At 37.7% G+C, this 14,518-nt stretch carries 15 protein-coding genes; 5 read left to right on the forward strand and 10 right to left on the reverse strand.

Annotated features, from left to right (window positions below; all coding sequences use genetic code 11):
- Positions 1-152 precede the first annotated feature (152 nt).
- Positions 153-878, forward strand: coding sequence for a glycerophosphodiester phosphodiesterase (locus tag Q0371_RS17695; protein WP_298473625.1), 726 nt, complete (start codon positions 153-155; stop codon positions 876-878).
- A gap of 321 nt (positions 879-1,199) precedes the next feature.
- Here Q0371_RS17695 and Q0371_RS17700 read toward each other — a convergent pair whose 3' ends face one another.
- The 5 genes from Q0371_RS17700 to Q0371_RS17720 all read right to left on the reverse strand — a co-directional run bounded on the left by Q0371_RS17700 (position 1,200) and on the right by Q0371_RS17720 (position 5,830).
- Positions 1,200-1,844 carry a glycosyltransferase gene (locus Q0371_RS17700; protein WP_298473627.1) on the reverse strand — a complete coding sequence of 215 codons (645 nt, stop codon included), beginning with the start codon at positions 1,842-1,844 and terminating at the stop codon, positions 1,200-1,202.
- Between the two features lie 206 nt (positions 1,845-2,050).
- On the reverse strand, positions 2,051-3,058 hold the full coding sequence (locus Q0371_RS17705) for an iron ABC transporter permease (protein ID WP_298473630.1): 1,008 nt from the start codon (positions 3,056-3,058) through the stop codon (positions 2,051-2,053).
- The gene (locus Q0371_RS17710) at positions 3,055-4,053 is read right to left on the reverse strand and encodes an iron ABC transporter permease (RefSeq protein ID WP_298473633.1); all 999 of its coding nucleotides are present in this window, start codon (positions 4,051-4,053) and stop codon (positions 3,055-3,057) included. Before Q0371_RS17710 ends, Q0371_RS17705 begins: the two co-directional genes overlap by 4 nt.
- 59 nt (positions 4,054-4,112) lie before the next feature.
- Positions 4,113-5,033 (reverse strand): iron-hydroxamate ABC transporter substrate-binding protein, encoded by a 921-nt coding sequence (locus tag Q0371_RS17715; protein WP_298473636.1) that lies wholly within the window; start codon positions 5,031-5,033, stop codon positions 4,113-4,115.
- Complete coding sequence (locus Q0371_RS17720; RefSeq protein WP_169361511.1) at positions 5,030-5,830, reverse strand: ABC transporter ATP-binding protein; 801 nt, start codon at positions 5,828-5,830, stop codon at positions 5,030-5,032. Before Q0371_RS17720 ends, Q0371_RS17715 begins: the two co-directional genes overlap by 4 nt.
- A gap of 118 nt (positions 5,831-5,948) precedes the next feature.
- Here Q0371_RS17720 and Q0371_RS17725 point away from each other — a divergent pair, with 118 nt between their 5' ends.
- Entirely contained in the window at positions 5,949-6,986 is a 1,038-nt protein-coding gene (locus tag Q0371_RS17725; RefSeq protein WP_298473640.1) for an NAD(P)/FAD-dependent oxidoreductase, read from the forward strand.
- Between the two features lie 216 nt (positions 6,987-7,202).
- Here Q0371_RS17725 and Q0371_RS17730 read toward each other — a convergent pair whose 3' ends face one another.
- Entirely contained in the window at positions 7,203-8,225 is a 1,023-nt protein-coding gene (locus Q0371_RS17730; protein ID WP_169360834.1) for a DUF2804 domain-containing protein, read from the reverse strand.
- Positions 8,226-8,342: 117 nt separating this feature from the next.
- Between Q0371_RS17730 and Q0371_RS17735 the strand changes: the two genes are divergently transcribed.
- Positions 8,343-8,831, forward strand: a complete 489-nt coding sequence (locus Q0371_RS17735; protein ID WP_298473643.1) for an amidase domain-containing protein — start codon at positions 8,343-8,345, stop codon at positions 8,829-8,831.
- Between the two features lie 76 nt (positions 8,832-8,907).
- Here Q0371_RS17735 and Q0371_RS17740 read toward each other — a convergent pair whose 3' ends face one another.
- Together Q0371_RS17740 and Q0371_RS17745 are read right to left on the reverse strand one after the other, a co-directional pair.
- A complete protein-coding gene (locus tag Q0371_RS17740; RefSeq protein ID WP_298473646.1) occupies positions 8,908-9,759 on the reverse strand; it encodes a DegV family protein in 852 nt (283 codons plus the stop codon).
- A 68-nt stretch (positions 9,760-9,827) separates the two neighbouring features.
- On the reverse strand, positions 9,828-10,412 hold the full coding sequence (locus tag Q0371_RS17745; protein WP_298473649.1) for a glycerol-3-phosphate acyltransferase: 585 nt from the start codon (positions 10,410-10,412) through the stop codon (positions 9,828-9,830).
- Positions 10,413-10,580: 168 nt separating this feature from the next.
- Between Q0371_RS17745 and Q0371_RS17750 the strand changes: the two genes are divergently transcribed.
- The gene (locus Q0371_RS17750) at positions 10,581-11,162 is read left to right on the forward strand and encodes a nitroreductase (protein ID WP_298473652.1); all 582 of its coding nucleotides are present in this window, start codon (positions 10,581-10,583) and stop codon (positions 11,160-11,162) included.
- Between the two features lie 47 nt (positions 11,163-11,209).
- On the opposite strand, the gene Q0371_RS17755 is transcribed toward Q0371_RS17750, so the two are convergent.
- Both Q0371_RS17755 and Q0371_RS17760 read right to left on the reverse strand, forming a co-directional pair.
- The gene (locus Q0371_RS17755) at positions 11,210-11,977 is read right to left on the reverse strand and encodes a hypothetical protein (RefSeq protein ID WP_298473655.1); all 768 of its coding nucleotides are present in this window, start codon (positions 11,975-11,977) and stop codon (positions 11,210-11,212) included.
- 106 nt (positions 11,978-12,083) lie between these two features.
- Complete coding sequence (locus Q0371_RS17760) at positions 12,084-13,481, reverse strand: dipeptidase (RefSeq protein ID WP_298473658.1); 1,398 nt, start codon at positions 13,479-13,481, stop codon at positions 12,084-12,086.
- Between the two features lie 236 nt (positions 13,482-13,717).
- Here Q0371_RS17760 and Q0371_RS17765 point away from each other — a divergent pair, with 236 nt between their 5' ends.
- Positions 13,718-14,404, forward strand: coding sequence for a cyclase family protein (locus tag Q0371_RS17765; protein ID WP_251553507.1), 687 nt, complete (start codon positions 13,718-13,720; stop codon positions 14,402-14,404).
- The last annotated feature ends 114 nt before the right edge of the window (positions 14,405-14,518 follow it).

The raw sequence follows: 14,518 nt of genomic DNA on the forward strand, positions 1-14,518 counted from the left end.
CGGTGGCTGAGGAGCTGCCTCCTCGCTTTTCTCCATTTGCCTGTCGGGGCAGAGACAGGCGATTACGCTTTTCTTGAAATTTTTAGAAAATTCATTTCCATTATATTCTACGTGAAGATATACTTAATGTATCTATATGAGGGGGGCATACCATGAAAATTTATGCACACAGAGGCTCGGCTGGAACTCATCCAGAAAACACAATCTCAGCATTTAAAGCAGCGGCGGCTTTACCTATATTCGGAGTAGAATTTGATGTTCATATGACAAAGGATGGAGAACTTGTCGTCATTCATGATGAAAAAATTGATCGTACTTCTAATGGACAAGGCTTTATAAAAGATATGACTCTTTCCCAGTTAGAAGCGTATGACTTTGGAGCTTGGTATTCTCAAAAGTGTAGAGGAGAAAAAATACCAACCTTAAGAGAAGTATTATATGTGTTTAAAGATACTCATCATCATATAAACATTGAATTGAAATCAGATATATTCCCTTATGAAGGGATGGAGGACAAGGTAATTGAAATGCTCCAAGATTACCGGCTCACAAATCGTGTCGTCGTGTCATCCTTTAATCACGAGGTAATTCAAAGTTTTAAAAGGAAGGCACCAAATATAGAAACAGCCATTTTATTTATGGAAGTAATGATTGCTCCTCACAAATATGCAGATTTAGTAGGAGCAGATGCGTTACATGCGTTTTTCCCAACGGTTATAAGAAAGATGGGTCATGACGCAGTAGCAAGCGGGAAAAAGGTACGTGTTTTCACAGTAAATGATGAAGCTTATGTGGACATGTTAGAAGAGATTGGGATCGATGCTATTTTTACTGACTACCCAAAGAAAATGCTAGACTACTTAAATAGTGGGAAGTAGTAAAAGGAAAGTGTGAAAGTAAAAAATCACACTTTCTTTTTTTTATGAACTTTCATTTACTACTGCACCTCGTCTATTCTTTGCTTGTACTTTTCCTAATAAATAGGAAAGCGGAATAAAGAAGTAGGTCGTGAACTGACAGGTGTTACAGTATTTAATTCTATTAACGAAGCTGATGTAGCTATGAAATTTTATCGAAAATACATTGATAAAATGTATTTTATGATAATTAAAAGAGTCCATTTTAAAAAATGAACAAAATGGGCTCTTCTTCAGGTGATTTCAGTTGGTTTATTACCAACCTGGTAGTCCAACACTATTTTAAAATTTGTTAGGGAATTGTTTTACGACTCCATTTGAAAGTGTATCAGCAAGCTTGAGGATATGATCTATCCCTTTATCTAAAGCAATAATACTTGAATCCCAATCCTTTGCCAATCTTGCCTTTACATCCTCCGTAATCAATTCTAAATGCATTTCCAAAAATTCTTTTAATTCTTCATTAGGCAAATTGGGATTGGCTTTGCTAAGGAAATCAGCTATATCGTCTGCGTTTTTATACCATTCTTTATTGTATCTTTCAAAATTAGCATTGTTACCGCTTTTTGCCGCATCGACAACTTTTCCGGCAAGGAGGATATGGTCCTTTAACAGCTCGGTCAATTTATTGCCTGGTGCTTCACCATAATACGGCTTGAAAGCATTCCCTATGTCTTCCTGATTCTCTAATAACCTTGCTAACACCTTTTCTTGATCGTCAAGACCTTCCAACGTACTTACAATATAAAGTCTCGTCCACATGACGTGATCAGTCCATAGCTTTCTTATGTCTCCTTTCAGCTGACATGCAGCTTGGCTAACACATTGTTCTTGGGGTACGTTTTCTTGCGCTTCTGTAGTTAATGGAGAGGCAATCAAAACAAGGGCCATTAACAATACGGTTGACTTCAAAAACTGATTTTTCATACTATTTACTCCTTTTTATAGAATTAGAAAAATGTCCTTGTTATTTTAGCTTTATTCTCTGATTTTATTCTTCCATACAAAAAAGTACTTAAGCTTTTACTTAAGTACTTTTTTAAAGGATATCAACCATTTTTTAATTACTTTCTTATTGGAATTTAAATGGGAATCTATCCGTGTATAGACACATGCCTTAAACAAAATATCGCTTATTTTTTTAGCAATAGATACATAAAGTAAGGAGCACCAATAAGGGAAACTACAATACCGGTTGGTATCCCGCTAGGCTCAAGTATATTTCGTCCGACTGTATCAGCTAGTAACAATAACCAGCCGCCTAATAGGATTGCAATTGGTAAAAATAGCTGATGTCTTGGACCTACTAGCGATTTCGCGATATGGGGAGCCATTAAACCAATAAATGCAATACCACCCGTAACACTAACTGCAGCTGCTGCTAAAGCTACTGCCACTATTAAGAAGGCTATACGTTCTTTTTCAATGGAAACTCCAACACCAATCGCCACTGGCTCACTGAGTCCTAATAGATTTAACCGGTTTGCTCGATACATGGTAAAAGGAACCAGTACGATCAACCAAGGTAGTAAGGCTAAAATAAAGGGCCAGTCCGCGCCCCAAATGTTTCCTGCTAACCAATTGGCTATAAAATCAACTTTTTTAGTATCAGCAGAAGAAATGAGAACAATCATTAAGCCTGAAAGCGCCATGGAAAAGCCCACACCTATTAATACTAAACGTACTGGCTGGAGTCCAACTTCGCGATTATAGGAAAAGATATAGATTAGAAATGCTGTAAGTAAAGCTCCTAAAAATGCCACAATAGGTAAAAGGTAAATAAATGAACCAGGATCTATAGGGAAAAATAAAAAAAACAAAGCAATTGCTACACCTGCTCCAGAATTGATACCAATTATCCCAGGATCGGCTAAATCGTTTCGAGTAATCCCCTGGAGTATAGCTCCTGATAAAGCAAGAGCCATGCCTGCAAGTAAGGTAATAATAATTCGTGGGAGCCTGATAGAAAATAGTACAAACTCTTCCTTAAAGGAGCCATCTCCTAATATAGTTGGAATCAAGCGGTCAAAGGATAGAGAAGAATAGCCAATTCCCGCACTCACGAAAGCAGTCACTAAAATTAAAACTAGAAAGCTAACAAATAATATACGTTGTTTTTTTATAACTTTGGGATGAATCATTGAAATATTTTCCCTCCTTTTCGAACAATCAATAAAAAGAATGGTAGACCCATTATTGCAATGATTGCCGCCACAGGGGTTTCATATGGAATATTAATCGTACGACCGATAGTGTCAGCTAAAAGCATTAATATAGCTCCTAAAATAGCGGACATAGGGATAATAAATCGATAGTCAGTGCCGACAATGGCCCGAACGATGTGAGGAACCATCAGACCAACAAAAGCCATGTTACCAACTAATGCTACGGATGCGCCGGTTAATAAGATAACTACTAAAAATAGAATGGTCTTCACTAAAAAAATTCTTTGCCCTAATCCAACTGCTACCTCTTCATTCAAGCTTAAAATAGTAAGCTGTCTAGATAGTAAAAGTGAAACAATAACGCCTGCTATAACAAATGGAGCAATGACCTGTAGCTGACTCCACGATGTACCAATTAAACCACCGGAGGTCCACATAGAAACATCCTTTGATATTTTAAAATATATACCGATTCCATCTGCAACGGCATATAAAAAGGCTGAGACGGCAGCTCCTGCAAGAACGATGCGCAAAGGAGAGAATCCGCCTTTTTTAGCAGCCCCTATACTAAAAACTAATATAGCCCCTAACGCAGAACCAACAAAGCAAGCAAATGTAATACCTAAATAGTTGGTAGCCGGTAAGAAGGCAAGAGTTACAGCTAAAGCTGCATTTGCCCCAGAGGTTAGACCAAGTAGACCAGGATCGGCTAAAGGGTTTCTTGTCATCCCTTGCATGATAGCTCCCGATATAGCCAAGGCTGAACCTACTATAATTGCAGCCACCTCACGAGGAAGACGTATTTCTCGAATAATATTTATTGAATCGTTGTTTTGGGATGTAAAAATTGCTTTCCACACATCTACAATGCTAGTTTCTGCAGCTCCAAAGATGATAGCAAAGCCAAACATAATGATAAGCAGGAAGCAGCTTATTATTAATTTAATACTAAAATGCAGAGAAGAGTTCATATTTTAGTTCCTTTCTGACATGAAGAAGGAGGAATTCCAATATGAATCCCTCCAGTACACTATTTACTGTTTAAAAAATTTTCCTTAAAGAACGCTAGTTGATAGTCTAAAGAAATTGGGTCATTGAAGTAGAATTCTTCAGCAACAGCCTCAAAAACTCGATCTTCTTTTACGGCAGGAATATTTTTGTATACATCAGTTTCTTGGAAGGAGTTATCCTGTGTCCCTGCTTTACTGAAAATAATGTAATCTCCTGCATATTCAGGCAATACTTCGAGCGATAAAGCATAAAACCCATCTTTTAAAGCCATTTCCTTTACTTTTTCAGGCATTGCTAGCTTCATTTCCTGATAGATAATTTCTGTTCCTCTACCCCAGTTATCACCAAATACATATAATTGCTTGTCAAAATTCTCGATAACAGAGACAGTTGCATCATCACCTATTTTGGTTTTAATTTCTTCACCTGCTGTTTGTGCACGTTTCTTAAAATCATCTATCCATTCCTGAGCTTCTTTTTCTTTATTTAATAGTTTTCCAATTTCTAAATGTTGAGTAAGGTAATCTACTTTTCCATACGTAAACGTAACAGTTGGAGCAATCTCTTTTAATTTGTCTAAATTTTTAGCAGTGGAAAGTCCAATGATTAAATCCGGGTCTAGCTCAATAATTTTTTCTAGGTTATCCTCTGAAACCTCTTCTACATCTGCGAAATACTTATCAAACTGAGGATTAGATTTCGACCAAGCATCAACCCCAACAAGGTTTACTCCGAGTGCGGCTACATTCCCCGCATAGGTAGATACCACCACAACACGTTTCGGATCAGCAGGAACTTCAATCGGACCTTCCTCTGAATTATATGTAATAGTAGTAGACTCTTTGGGATTTTCATTAGCTGTTCCATTTGTTTCGTCATTATTACAAGCGCTCATTAATAAGATAAGTAAAAACAATATTGGTATAAGAAGCTTTTTCATTTTTTATATTCTCCCTTTAGTAGGTTATATGTAATGCACATTGGTTTTTCTGTCCTCGGATCCAAGCCTATTTCAGCATCAATTTGAAAGACATCTCTTAAAATTTCTTTTGTGATGACTTCCTTGCAATTACCAGCCTTAATAATATGGCCATCTTTGAGAGCAATAATATAATCAGCAAAGCGTGCAGCTTGGTTTAAATCATGTAAAACCATAACAATAGTTCTTTTTTCTTGAACATTTAACTTCTGTAAAAGCTCTAGTACTTCTAATTGGTGGGCCATATCGAGATAGGTGGTTGGTTCATCTAAAAAGATGATTTCCGTTTCCTGTGCAAGCGCCATAGCAATCCAGACTCTTTGACGCTGTCCTCCTGAAAGGGAATCTACTGGTAGATATTTAAACCCAAGGGTTCCAGTCACTTCCATTGCCCAATCTATTACCTCATAATCTCTTTTGGTGAGACGTCCAAAACCGCTTTGGTAGGGGAAACGACCATAGGATACTAGTTCACCAACTGAAAGTCCACTTGCACTTTCCGGAGTTTGGGGGAGAATCGCCATCTTCTTAGCAAGCACTTTTGTGTTTTCTCTTGAAACTGTTTTCCCATCTAACAATATAGATCCTGATTGGTGTGGAATAATCCGCGTAATTGCTTTTAGAAGGGTGGATTTGCCACAGCCATTAGGGCCAATAATTGTTGTAATTTTTTGGTCAGGAATTTGTATAGATAGCTCCTTCACAATAAGTTTTTCTCCATAGCCTATAGACAAATCTTCCGTATAAAGGCGAACCATTTAAAAACCTCCAAACTAACAGTTGATAAAATAAATGAAAACGATTATCATTATCATAAAGAAAGCATATGGAATTTTTGGGCAGAAGTCAACAATAAATTTCAAAGGGGATTACAGTATGCGTGATATATTTGATGTAACGATAATTGGTGGTGGCCCAGCAGGCTTATATTCTGCTTTTTATAGTGGATTACGAGAAATGAAAACAAAGATTATTGAATTCCAACCCCAGCTAGGTGGTAAAGTTCATGTTTATCCAGAAAAAATGATATGGGATGTGGGGGGACAGCCTCCAATCTCGGGTGAACGATTAATCCATCAGCTAGTAGAGCAGGGGTTAACATTTAATCCGGAAGTAGTATTAAACGAAAAGGTAGAAGCAATTAGTAAGGATAACAATGTCTTTTGTTTAACTACAGCTTCTGGAGAAATTCATTATTCCAAAACCATTATCCTTGCAATCGGGGGGGGAATCCTAAACCCTCTTAAACTAGACATACGTGGAGCAGATCGCTTTGAGGTTAGTAACCTAAACTATACGATCAAATCTATTCGTCGCTTTAAGGATAAAACCGTCGTCATCTCAGGTGGAGGGAACTCTGCGATTGATTGGGCAAACGAACTGGAGCCAATTGCCAAAAAAGTATTTGTTACTTACCGCAAGGATGCGTTAAATGGACATGAAGCTCAAATAACTCAATTGATGAATAGCTCAGTAACCTGCTTATTCAATACATCTATCACTAAGCTGATCGCTTCTAATAACCGTGACATTATTGAACAGGTAGCCCTTTCAAACAATGAAACAGGGGAAATTACTTATCTTGAAGTGGATGAAGTCATTATCAATCATGGCTATGAACGAGATGCAGAGTTGATTGAAAAAAGTACGGTAAATATAGCAGTGAAGGATGAATATTACGTAGCCGGCACCAGTAAAAGTGAGACGTCTGTTCCAGGTATTTACGCAGCTGGAGACATATTAGCTCATCCAGGAAAACTGCACTTAATTGCAGGTACTTTCCAAGATGCAGCAAATGCGGTAAACCGAGCGAAACAATTCATTGAACCAGATGCACATAGCTTTGCCATGGTATCCTCTCATAACGACATGTTTAAGGAAAAGAACAAACAAATGCAAAAACAGCTTATTTAAAGACCCTATGACTGTCCAAGACAAGGGATGGTAGAGAAGTGTCACGTTAATAGAATGAAAAGTGCACCTAAAAGGTGAAGAATGCCACCTAAAGGTTAGCAATTAACACCTAACTGGGGGAGCCACACCTAAACCTAGAAAAGTGTCACCTAACCTGGAGAATAGGAGAAGGCACAACATTCCACAAAAAAAGGCTTCCCTAACTGGGTAGCCTTTTTACCATTTAGCCTTGTGCTCCTCAATACATCCTAACATCTGCTGGATCGTTAGAATTGTTCCGTCTTCTAAATGAATCTTGCCATTATAATACCCCATCATCTGATTTACTTCCGAGGAAACCAACTTAACATCTGTCTTCGCTACTCGATGGAAGAAAGGAGTGAAGGTGAGATCAACGTCTTTAGAAAACTTAGTCTTAATTTTCCAAGGGACCATGAAATCAGTATTTTGATACTGAAACACTAAATCCTCGTGAATCTTTGACAAATGACCGTCTACAATAACAGCATTTTCTGTCATCCCAGTGCCATCTGTCCATTTACCTCCAAAGTTAAGCCCAATTTTTCTTGCCCCTACACGTTGAGATGCAAAGCCCCAGTTCCAAATTGCCTCGCGAGGCCAAACGCCTCTTCCATAGTCTAGTACTGCAAAGTTATCTTCGCCTTGAAAGGAATAAGAGGAACTACCCATCTTCACAAAGCCTTTAGCAGGAAGGAGGTGATGCTTCGCAGTAAATTGGAATTGAGTTCGATTCCATGGAATAACCACATTTAAAGAATCCTCATCTGGTGGATGAGAAATAACCAAATCAGCATGCAAAACTTCTCCATCAAAATCTGGAACTGTAACTGTCATATGAGTTTCGTTTTGAAGATATAGGAGCTGAATGGACATTTCCTCAGACTGTAATCGAACGCTTTCCAGTACATTAGTTGGCATTTTCACCTTTGTACCTAAAGGGATAGTTACCGTTCTTTCGACAAAGCGTTGCGTCTCATAATTTAGGAAATAAACAAAACAGACAGCAGCATAATCTAAATGACTAATAGTTACTGAAAATAGGACTTCATCTCCAAAGATGCACCAATAATTCCATTTTTTCTTTCGCATATAGTGACCTTTAAGATTACTTTCAATTATAGGTCTTCTAGCGAATCCAATTGCCTTCGGATTTAAATTTCCCTTATCATCGCAGAGCAAAGTCGGCACTAAGATTTCCTTTTCTGCATGTTGTCGCATCAGCCAACTTCCTTTCCCAAAAATATAGAATAAAAGATAAAAGATTGTTCAGTTAACTTCATACTAGCATATATTCTTCTTAAATACATATAAACAAGATAGGAGGAGGTGGTAAAAATGGCAAAATATAATAGAAACGCTGCCATTCAATATGCGGATCAATGGTGGAACAGCTATAATCCTAATTTCCCTATATTTGATGTGGATTGTACAAATTATATTTCACAATGTTTATTGGCAGGTGGGGCCCCTATGAGAGGGCAGCCAAATAGGGAAAAAGGGTGGTGGTTAAGTAACAATTCATGGAGCTTAAGCTGGACGACACCCCATTCGTTACGGTGGTACTTAGCTGGATCTACTATTGGATTGCAGGCAACACAGGTTAATTCCGCAAGCCAGCTAACACTAGGAGATTTAATCTTTTATGATTTCCAAGGGGATGGAAGGTGGGATCATTCTACGATTGTTACAAGGGTTGAAGACGGGGTGCCGTACGTGAATGCTCATACAAACAACAGTAGAAATAGATATTGGGAATATCAGGATTCCTATGCGTACACCCCTAATACGAAGTATGTATTCTTTCATGTAAAGGATGATTTTTAAGTAAATTACGCATACCAGAACAATAAAAGCTCCCGAACCTACTCGGGAGCATTGATATTTAAAATGTCTTTCTTACTTAAGGCAAATACCATAGGACTGCAATTGTATCCTCACCTGCATGTACTGCAAGAGAGGTGCTTATCTCACCTATGGTTACATCTAAATTCGGACAAGATAGCAAAATAGTTTCTTTTAAGCTTTCCGCTTGCCCAAGAGCGTTGGCATGCATAATATAAACAGTCTCGATACCATCATTTTCAACAGAGTCTACAACTTTATCCACTAAATATTGAATTGCTCTTTTATGGGAACGTACCTTATCTAGCTCCTGTAGCTGTCCCATATTATTTATTTGGATAACTGGTTTTATTTTTAAGAGACTGCCTAAGTAAAATTGGGCACTACTTAAACGTCCACCTTTATATAACTGAGTAAGATTACCGATCAAGATGTAGTTTTTAAACTTAGTAGCCTCTGATTTTAGGTGTTCTACTATTTCGGTATAGGGTAGTCCCTCATGTTGTAGTTTAATACCCTTTTCAACTAAACCAGTAATTCCAGCAGAAAGTGATAGGGAGTCTATACAATCTACTTGCACTTGAGCAATTTGTGCTCCGGCAACAGACGATGAAAGGGTCCCGCTTAAACTATTTGATACATGTATGGCGATGATGGATTCGTATTCTTTACTTAACTTCGAGTAAAGCTGAGCAAACTCACCTGCTGATGGCTGGGAGGTTTTTATAGAATTCGCACCATTACGAATTCGTTCGTATAACTGCTCAGACGTTAAGTCTACACCATCTACAAACTGCTCCGTACCGAAATGTATATTAATCGGAACTATAAAGACATCGGGATGTTCTTGTAAATAATTATTTATATATGCGCTGCTATCAATAACCCATGCAATTTTATGTGGAATCATTCTGTACATCCTATCTATATATATTTACGATAATAATGTAGCATATTCAAATGTAAGTGTTATATTGACTAGTTGTTAGTTTCTTTTGACTTGCTCCACCAACGTTCATTCCAGGAATCAACTATATCAAACCGATGACGGAAAAGAATAATGGCAATAGCTAGAGATAAGGGGGCAAGCTCTCGGTATTCAGGTATAACTAAGCATAAAACACCATATGCACTGAAGGCGAAAATCATGCTTAAGGTTGCACTTCTGGAAAGACCTAAGAAAAATAAAAAAATAATAGCTAGCATTCCAAATAAAAATGGATTAAGTGCTAATGATACCCCAATGAACGTAGCTATTCCTTTGCCTCCTTTTCCTTTTAACCAAACAGGATATAGGTGCCCTATGATGACGAAGAATGCTGCAATCGAAATAACCAGAATCGAAAAATCTAAATAATGTCCAATATAAAGTACTAGAACTCCTTTTAAAGCATCTCCAAGAAAGGTTAAGATGAAGGCAGTCTTGCCTAGAACAGCGCCTGCATTTCTAGCACCGAGGTTCCCACTTCTCAAGTGCCGAAGATCAGTTTTCTTCCATTTGCCAATCCACCAGGCTGTTAGAATGTTGCCGACAAAATAGCTGAAAATCCAGTAGAGAACCAACAAATCACCTCAAAATAACATTTGTATTGTTTCCTATTTATACTATATTTTACACTAAGTATGACTGCTGCATACATAATTCTAGTAGTAACTGAAGACTTTTAAAGTTTCATAGAAATTGGTATGATTAGAAGGATAAAAAAGACTGACAATTAAGAGGGTGTTAATATGACGGAACAATCATTATCAGTACGTGACGCAATTATCCAAAGAAGATCTATTAAATTATTTAATGGAGAGCTAGTTGATCGAGATACATTAGTGTCTATTATGGAGGACGCTCTTTGGGCTCCTAATCATCAGATGAGACAGCCATGGCGTTTTATCGCAGCATGCGGCGAAGAAGGTTTAACAGAATTGCATGAGCTGCTAAAAGAATATGGCATTCCAAAATGGAAAGAGCTTTCAGAGGATGCTCTAGAGAAGCAAATGCAAAAATTTAAAAATCCTGGAGCATACCTATTTGTCATTGTTCCGGAAGATGCACGTCAAAAGGAACGTTTAGAGGATTATGCAGCAGCTAGTATGCTTGTGCAGAACATCCAACTTCTAGCTTGGGAAAAAGGTATTGGATCATGCTGGAAGACACCAGGATTCCTAGACAATCCAAAGTTCCGTGAAGCTTTAGGAGTTCAATCTGGAGAACGTATTATCAGCATGTTCCAGGTTGGTTATTACAATGAAGCACCTCAACCAAAACCACGTAAGAGTATTGATGAAGTTGTAACATTCTTTGGCAATCGAAAGTAAAATGCAAAAGGCAAGCAAAAAGAGGGGAACCCCTGATTTTGCTTGCCTTATTTTTTATAGTAGGGAGGAACTAGGCCGCTTTCACTATGAAGAGATACTGTGTTTCGATCAACTATATAATGAATTTTGTAAGTTCCGTTCAAATACCCCTTTTCCCAGCTTTCTGTGAAGGTAACAATATACTTATGATCACCTCTTTTTCTTGCAGAGGATTTTCTAGATACCTGAAAACCTTCAATTTCCCCATTCCATTTCTTTTTATCCTTTGGAAAGTTACTAGAAATAGTACCTTCTCCAGATGTAGCACGCTCAATTGCCTCTTCACTAGTAAAAGAGGGTCGTGTCTCAGACGTGAGGGAGAAAACTGCCCATAGTACTAGAGTGAGGGCAACCGGAATAAGAAGTCCAAATTTAATATGGCGACCATCCATATTTTGAGTGTATAGCCATCTATCCACTAGGCCGTATATGAAGGCCGGAACTACTCCTAAAAATAGTATGTCTAGATCCTGGAATAAGAAAATACCACCAAATAAGCCATGAAATAAAATATATAACCAATTATACTTGGGTAATATTTTTCTCATCATCAATTCTAAAACAGTAGAAACAGCTGTCCCGTATATGAAAATGATGATACCACCGTAATAAAAAAATAGAGAAGCCCAGCCAATAAATTCTTCACCACGATCATATGGTGAAAGAGAATCGTTACCAATCAGGCCATAAGAAGAAAAGCTTAAAGCAAAAAGCATGGCAGTGATGAGGGTGGTCACAATTTTTCTAGCTAATAACTTTAAAGCTTGTTCTTTCATTAAAGTCTCCTTTCATTTTTAAAATTTGTTTTTGTTGAAAAAATTATACAGTAATTTGATGACAAAAGCACATGAACTCAGAACGAATTCATGTGCTTTTCATGGTTTATTTTTTTAATTCGTCTTTTGATAGGCTAGCGAGCTCATTATAGTAATCACCAATAACGCGTAATCCTTTATCAAAATTTTCTAGATGGAAATGCTCATTAGGTGCATGGAAGTTTTCTGTAGATAAGCCAAAGCCCATCAACACTACCGGTAGTCCAAGAATTTCATCAAATGCTGCTACGATTGGGATAGATCCGCCACCGCGTGTATAGGCAGTTGGTACAGCGTATACTTTTTCATAGCTACGTCCTGCAGCTTGAATAGCTGGATGGTCGAAAGGAGTGATGAAAGGTTTACCTTTATCAAATTCAGTTACTGTTACGGTTACGCCAGCTGGTTTATGCTGATCAATATGAGCCTTCAGCTTTTCAACTATTTCATCTGGATCTTGGTCTGGTACTAAGCGACAAGTAATTTTAGCTCCTGCCTCGCTTGGTAAAACCGTTTTAATGCCCTCCCCAGAGAAGCCACCAAATACCCCGTTGATTTCAAGAGTTGGACGAGCCCAAACTCGTTCTAAGTGTGTATAACCCTTTTCTCCAAATAACTCATCTACACCTACTTCTTGTTTCAATTCATCCTCACTGAAACCAAGTGCAGCATATGCTTCACGTTCTTCTTCCAATAAAGGACGAACGTTGTCATAGAAGCCTTCTACTTCAATTGTACCCTCTGCATTACGGAAAGACTCTAGAATGGATACTAAAGCGTGGATAGAGTTTTGTACTCCGCCACCGTAAAGTCCAGAATGTAAGTCTCCTTTAGCGCCTTTTACATCAATTTGAACGCCACATAAACCGCGTAGACCGTAGCATACTGCTGGTTGCCCAGGTCCTTGCATTCCTGTATCAGAAATAACAATGACGTCTGCTGCAAGCTTATCTTTGTTATTTTCAATGTATTCTTCTAGATTAGGGCTTCCAACCTCTTCTTCACCCTCAATTAGGAATTTCACATTAACAGGTAGAGCTCCCTCTAACTCTAGAAGTGCTTCAACTGCCTTCACATGCATGAATACTTGTCCTTTATCGTCACTGGCACCACGAGCATATAGCTTATTATCACGTACCTCAGGCTTGAATGGCTCTGATTCCCAAAGGTTTAATGGATCTACAGGCTGAACATCATAATGTCCATAGATCAGCACCGTGGGCTTGTCTTCCGCATGTAACCAGTCTGCGTATACTACGGGATGACCTTTCGTTTCATCTATTACAATATTTTCTAGTCCTGCTTGTTTAAAGGAGTTTGCAAGCCATTCTGCACCTTTTTGCATATCCGCTTTGTGCTCTGATAAGGAAGAAATACTTGGTATGCTAAGGAATTTTTTTAATTCTTCTAAATGTTGTTCTCTTTTTTCTGCAAAATAGTTATCTAAATTAGTTATTTGGCTCATAGATTTATCCTTCTTTCCAAAGATAGTTTAGTAAAAATAGTATATCACAATTTCAAGGTAACTAAATCATTAGAAAAGTTTGTTAAATATAGAGATTAACGAATTAATCACTATGTAAATTATAAAGGTATTTAGCTTATGTATAAAGAATACTAACAAAGATACGATTAACTCAAATAGAATATAGGCTAGTACAATAAAAACAAAAATCAAAATGATAGAGGGAGTGGATAGGAATGAAGAAATATGTTGAAATAGGTTATCCAATCTATGAAGGGATGCCTGTTTATCCCGGTTTACCAGAAGTTAAATTAGAGCCAAGAGAGCGTTTGGAAAAAGGGGATGATTGGAACGGTAGCGTTCTTAGCATGTATCTTCATGCTGGTACCCATGTAGATGCACCATATCACCATTTAAATAATGGGAAGGGGATAGATGCTATTCCAATTGAAGACTTCATTTACGAAAATCCACTATTAATTGATTGTCCAGTTGGTCCTAATGGTTTTATTACAATTGAGCTACTTGAAAAATATGAAGATCTTAAGACTGCTGATATTCTTATCTTTAATACAGGAAACTGGAAACACCGCGGAACTGACTTTGAAAAATATGCTAATAACTTTCCGACTGTCTCACCTGAAGCAGCCGAATATATTCGGACAAAATTGCCGAACTGTAAAGCAGTCGCTATTGATACGCTAAGCATTGAAAACTTAACAGAAGCAAAAGAGAATGGCTATTTCGTACACCATGCTTTCTTAGATCATGAAAGGTACAAAGAACCGACCATGCTTATTTATGAAGACATTAACCCTGAACCTTTAATAGGCAAAAGACTTATTTCTGCCTTCACTGCACCACTACGTATCAAAGACCATGATGCCTCGGTAGTTAATGTCATCGTACAAGTGGAAGAATAGCGATTAGACTTTGAAATAGAATCAATATATAAGCGAGAATAGTGAATAGTTAAATTACTAATCTGTTCGGTATAAATCTTTCTTTAAGATCAAATGAATGATATAATAAAAAAA

The organism is uncultured Psychrobacillus sp., assembly GCF_938022135.1.
Classification (GTDB): Bacteria; Bacillota; Bacilli; order Bacillales_A; family Planococcaceae; genus Psychrobacillus.

Bases quoted from the DNA above. Each gene is read 5' to 3' on its own strand.
- Q0371_RS17735 (WP_298473643.1), top strand. From the start codon at position 8,343: ATGGCAAAATATAATAGAAACGCTGCCATTCAATATGCGGATCAATGG.
- Q0371_RS17710 (WP_298473633.1), bottom strand. From the start codon at position 4,053: ATGAACTCTTCTCTGCATTTTAGTATTAAATTAATAATAAGCTGCTTC.
- Q0371_RS17705 (WP_298473630.1), bottom strand. From the start codon at position 3,058: ATGATTCATCCCAAAGTTATAAAAAAACAACGTATATTATTTGTTAGC.
- Q0371_RS17740 (WP_298473646.1), bottom strand. From the start codon at position 9,759: ATGATTCCACATAAAATTGCATGGGTTATTGATAGCAGCGCATATATA.
- Q0371_RS17725 (WP_298473640.1), top strand. From the start codon at position 5,949: ATGCGTGATATATTTGATGTAACGATAATTGGTGGTGGCCCAGCAGGC.
- Q0371_RS17760 (WP_298473658.1), bottom strand. From the start codon at position 13,481: ATGAGCCAAATAACTAATTTAGATAACTATTTTGCAGAAAAAAGAGAA.
- Q0371_RS17750 (WP_298473652.1), top strand. From the start codon at position 10,581: ATGACGGAACAATCATTATCAGTACGTGACGCAATTATCCAAAGAAGA.
- Q0371_RS17730 (WP_169360834.1), bottom strand. From the start codon at position 8,225: ATGCGACAACATGCAGAAAAGGAAATCTTAGTGCCGACTTTGCTCTGC.
- Q0371_RS17700 (WP_298473627.1), bottom strand. From the start codon at position 1,844: ATGAAAAATCAGTTTTTGAAGTCAACCGTATTGTTAATGGCCCTTGTT.
- Q0371_RS17720 (WP_169361511.1), bottom strand. From the start codon at position 5,830: ATGGTTCGCCTTTATACGGAAGATTTGTCTATAGGCTATGGAGAAAAA.
- Q0371_RS17765 (WP_251553507.1), top strand. From the start codon at position 13,718: ATGAAGAAATATGTTGAAATAGGTTATCCAATCTATGAAGGGATGCCT.
- Q0371_RS17695 (WP_298473625.1), top strand. From the start codon at position 153: ATGAAAATTTATGCACACAGAGGCTCGGCTGGAACTCATCCAGAAAAC.
- Q0371_RS17715 (WP_298473636.1), bottom strand. From the start codon at position 5,033: ATGAAAAAGCTTCTTATACCAATATTGTTTTTACTTATCTTATTAATG.
- Q0371_RS17755 (WP_298473655.1), bottom strand. From the start codon at position 11,977: ATGAAAGAACAAGCTTTAAAGTTATTAGCTAGAAAAATTGTGACCACC.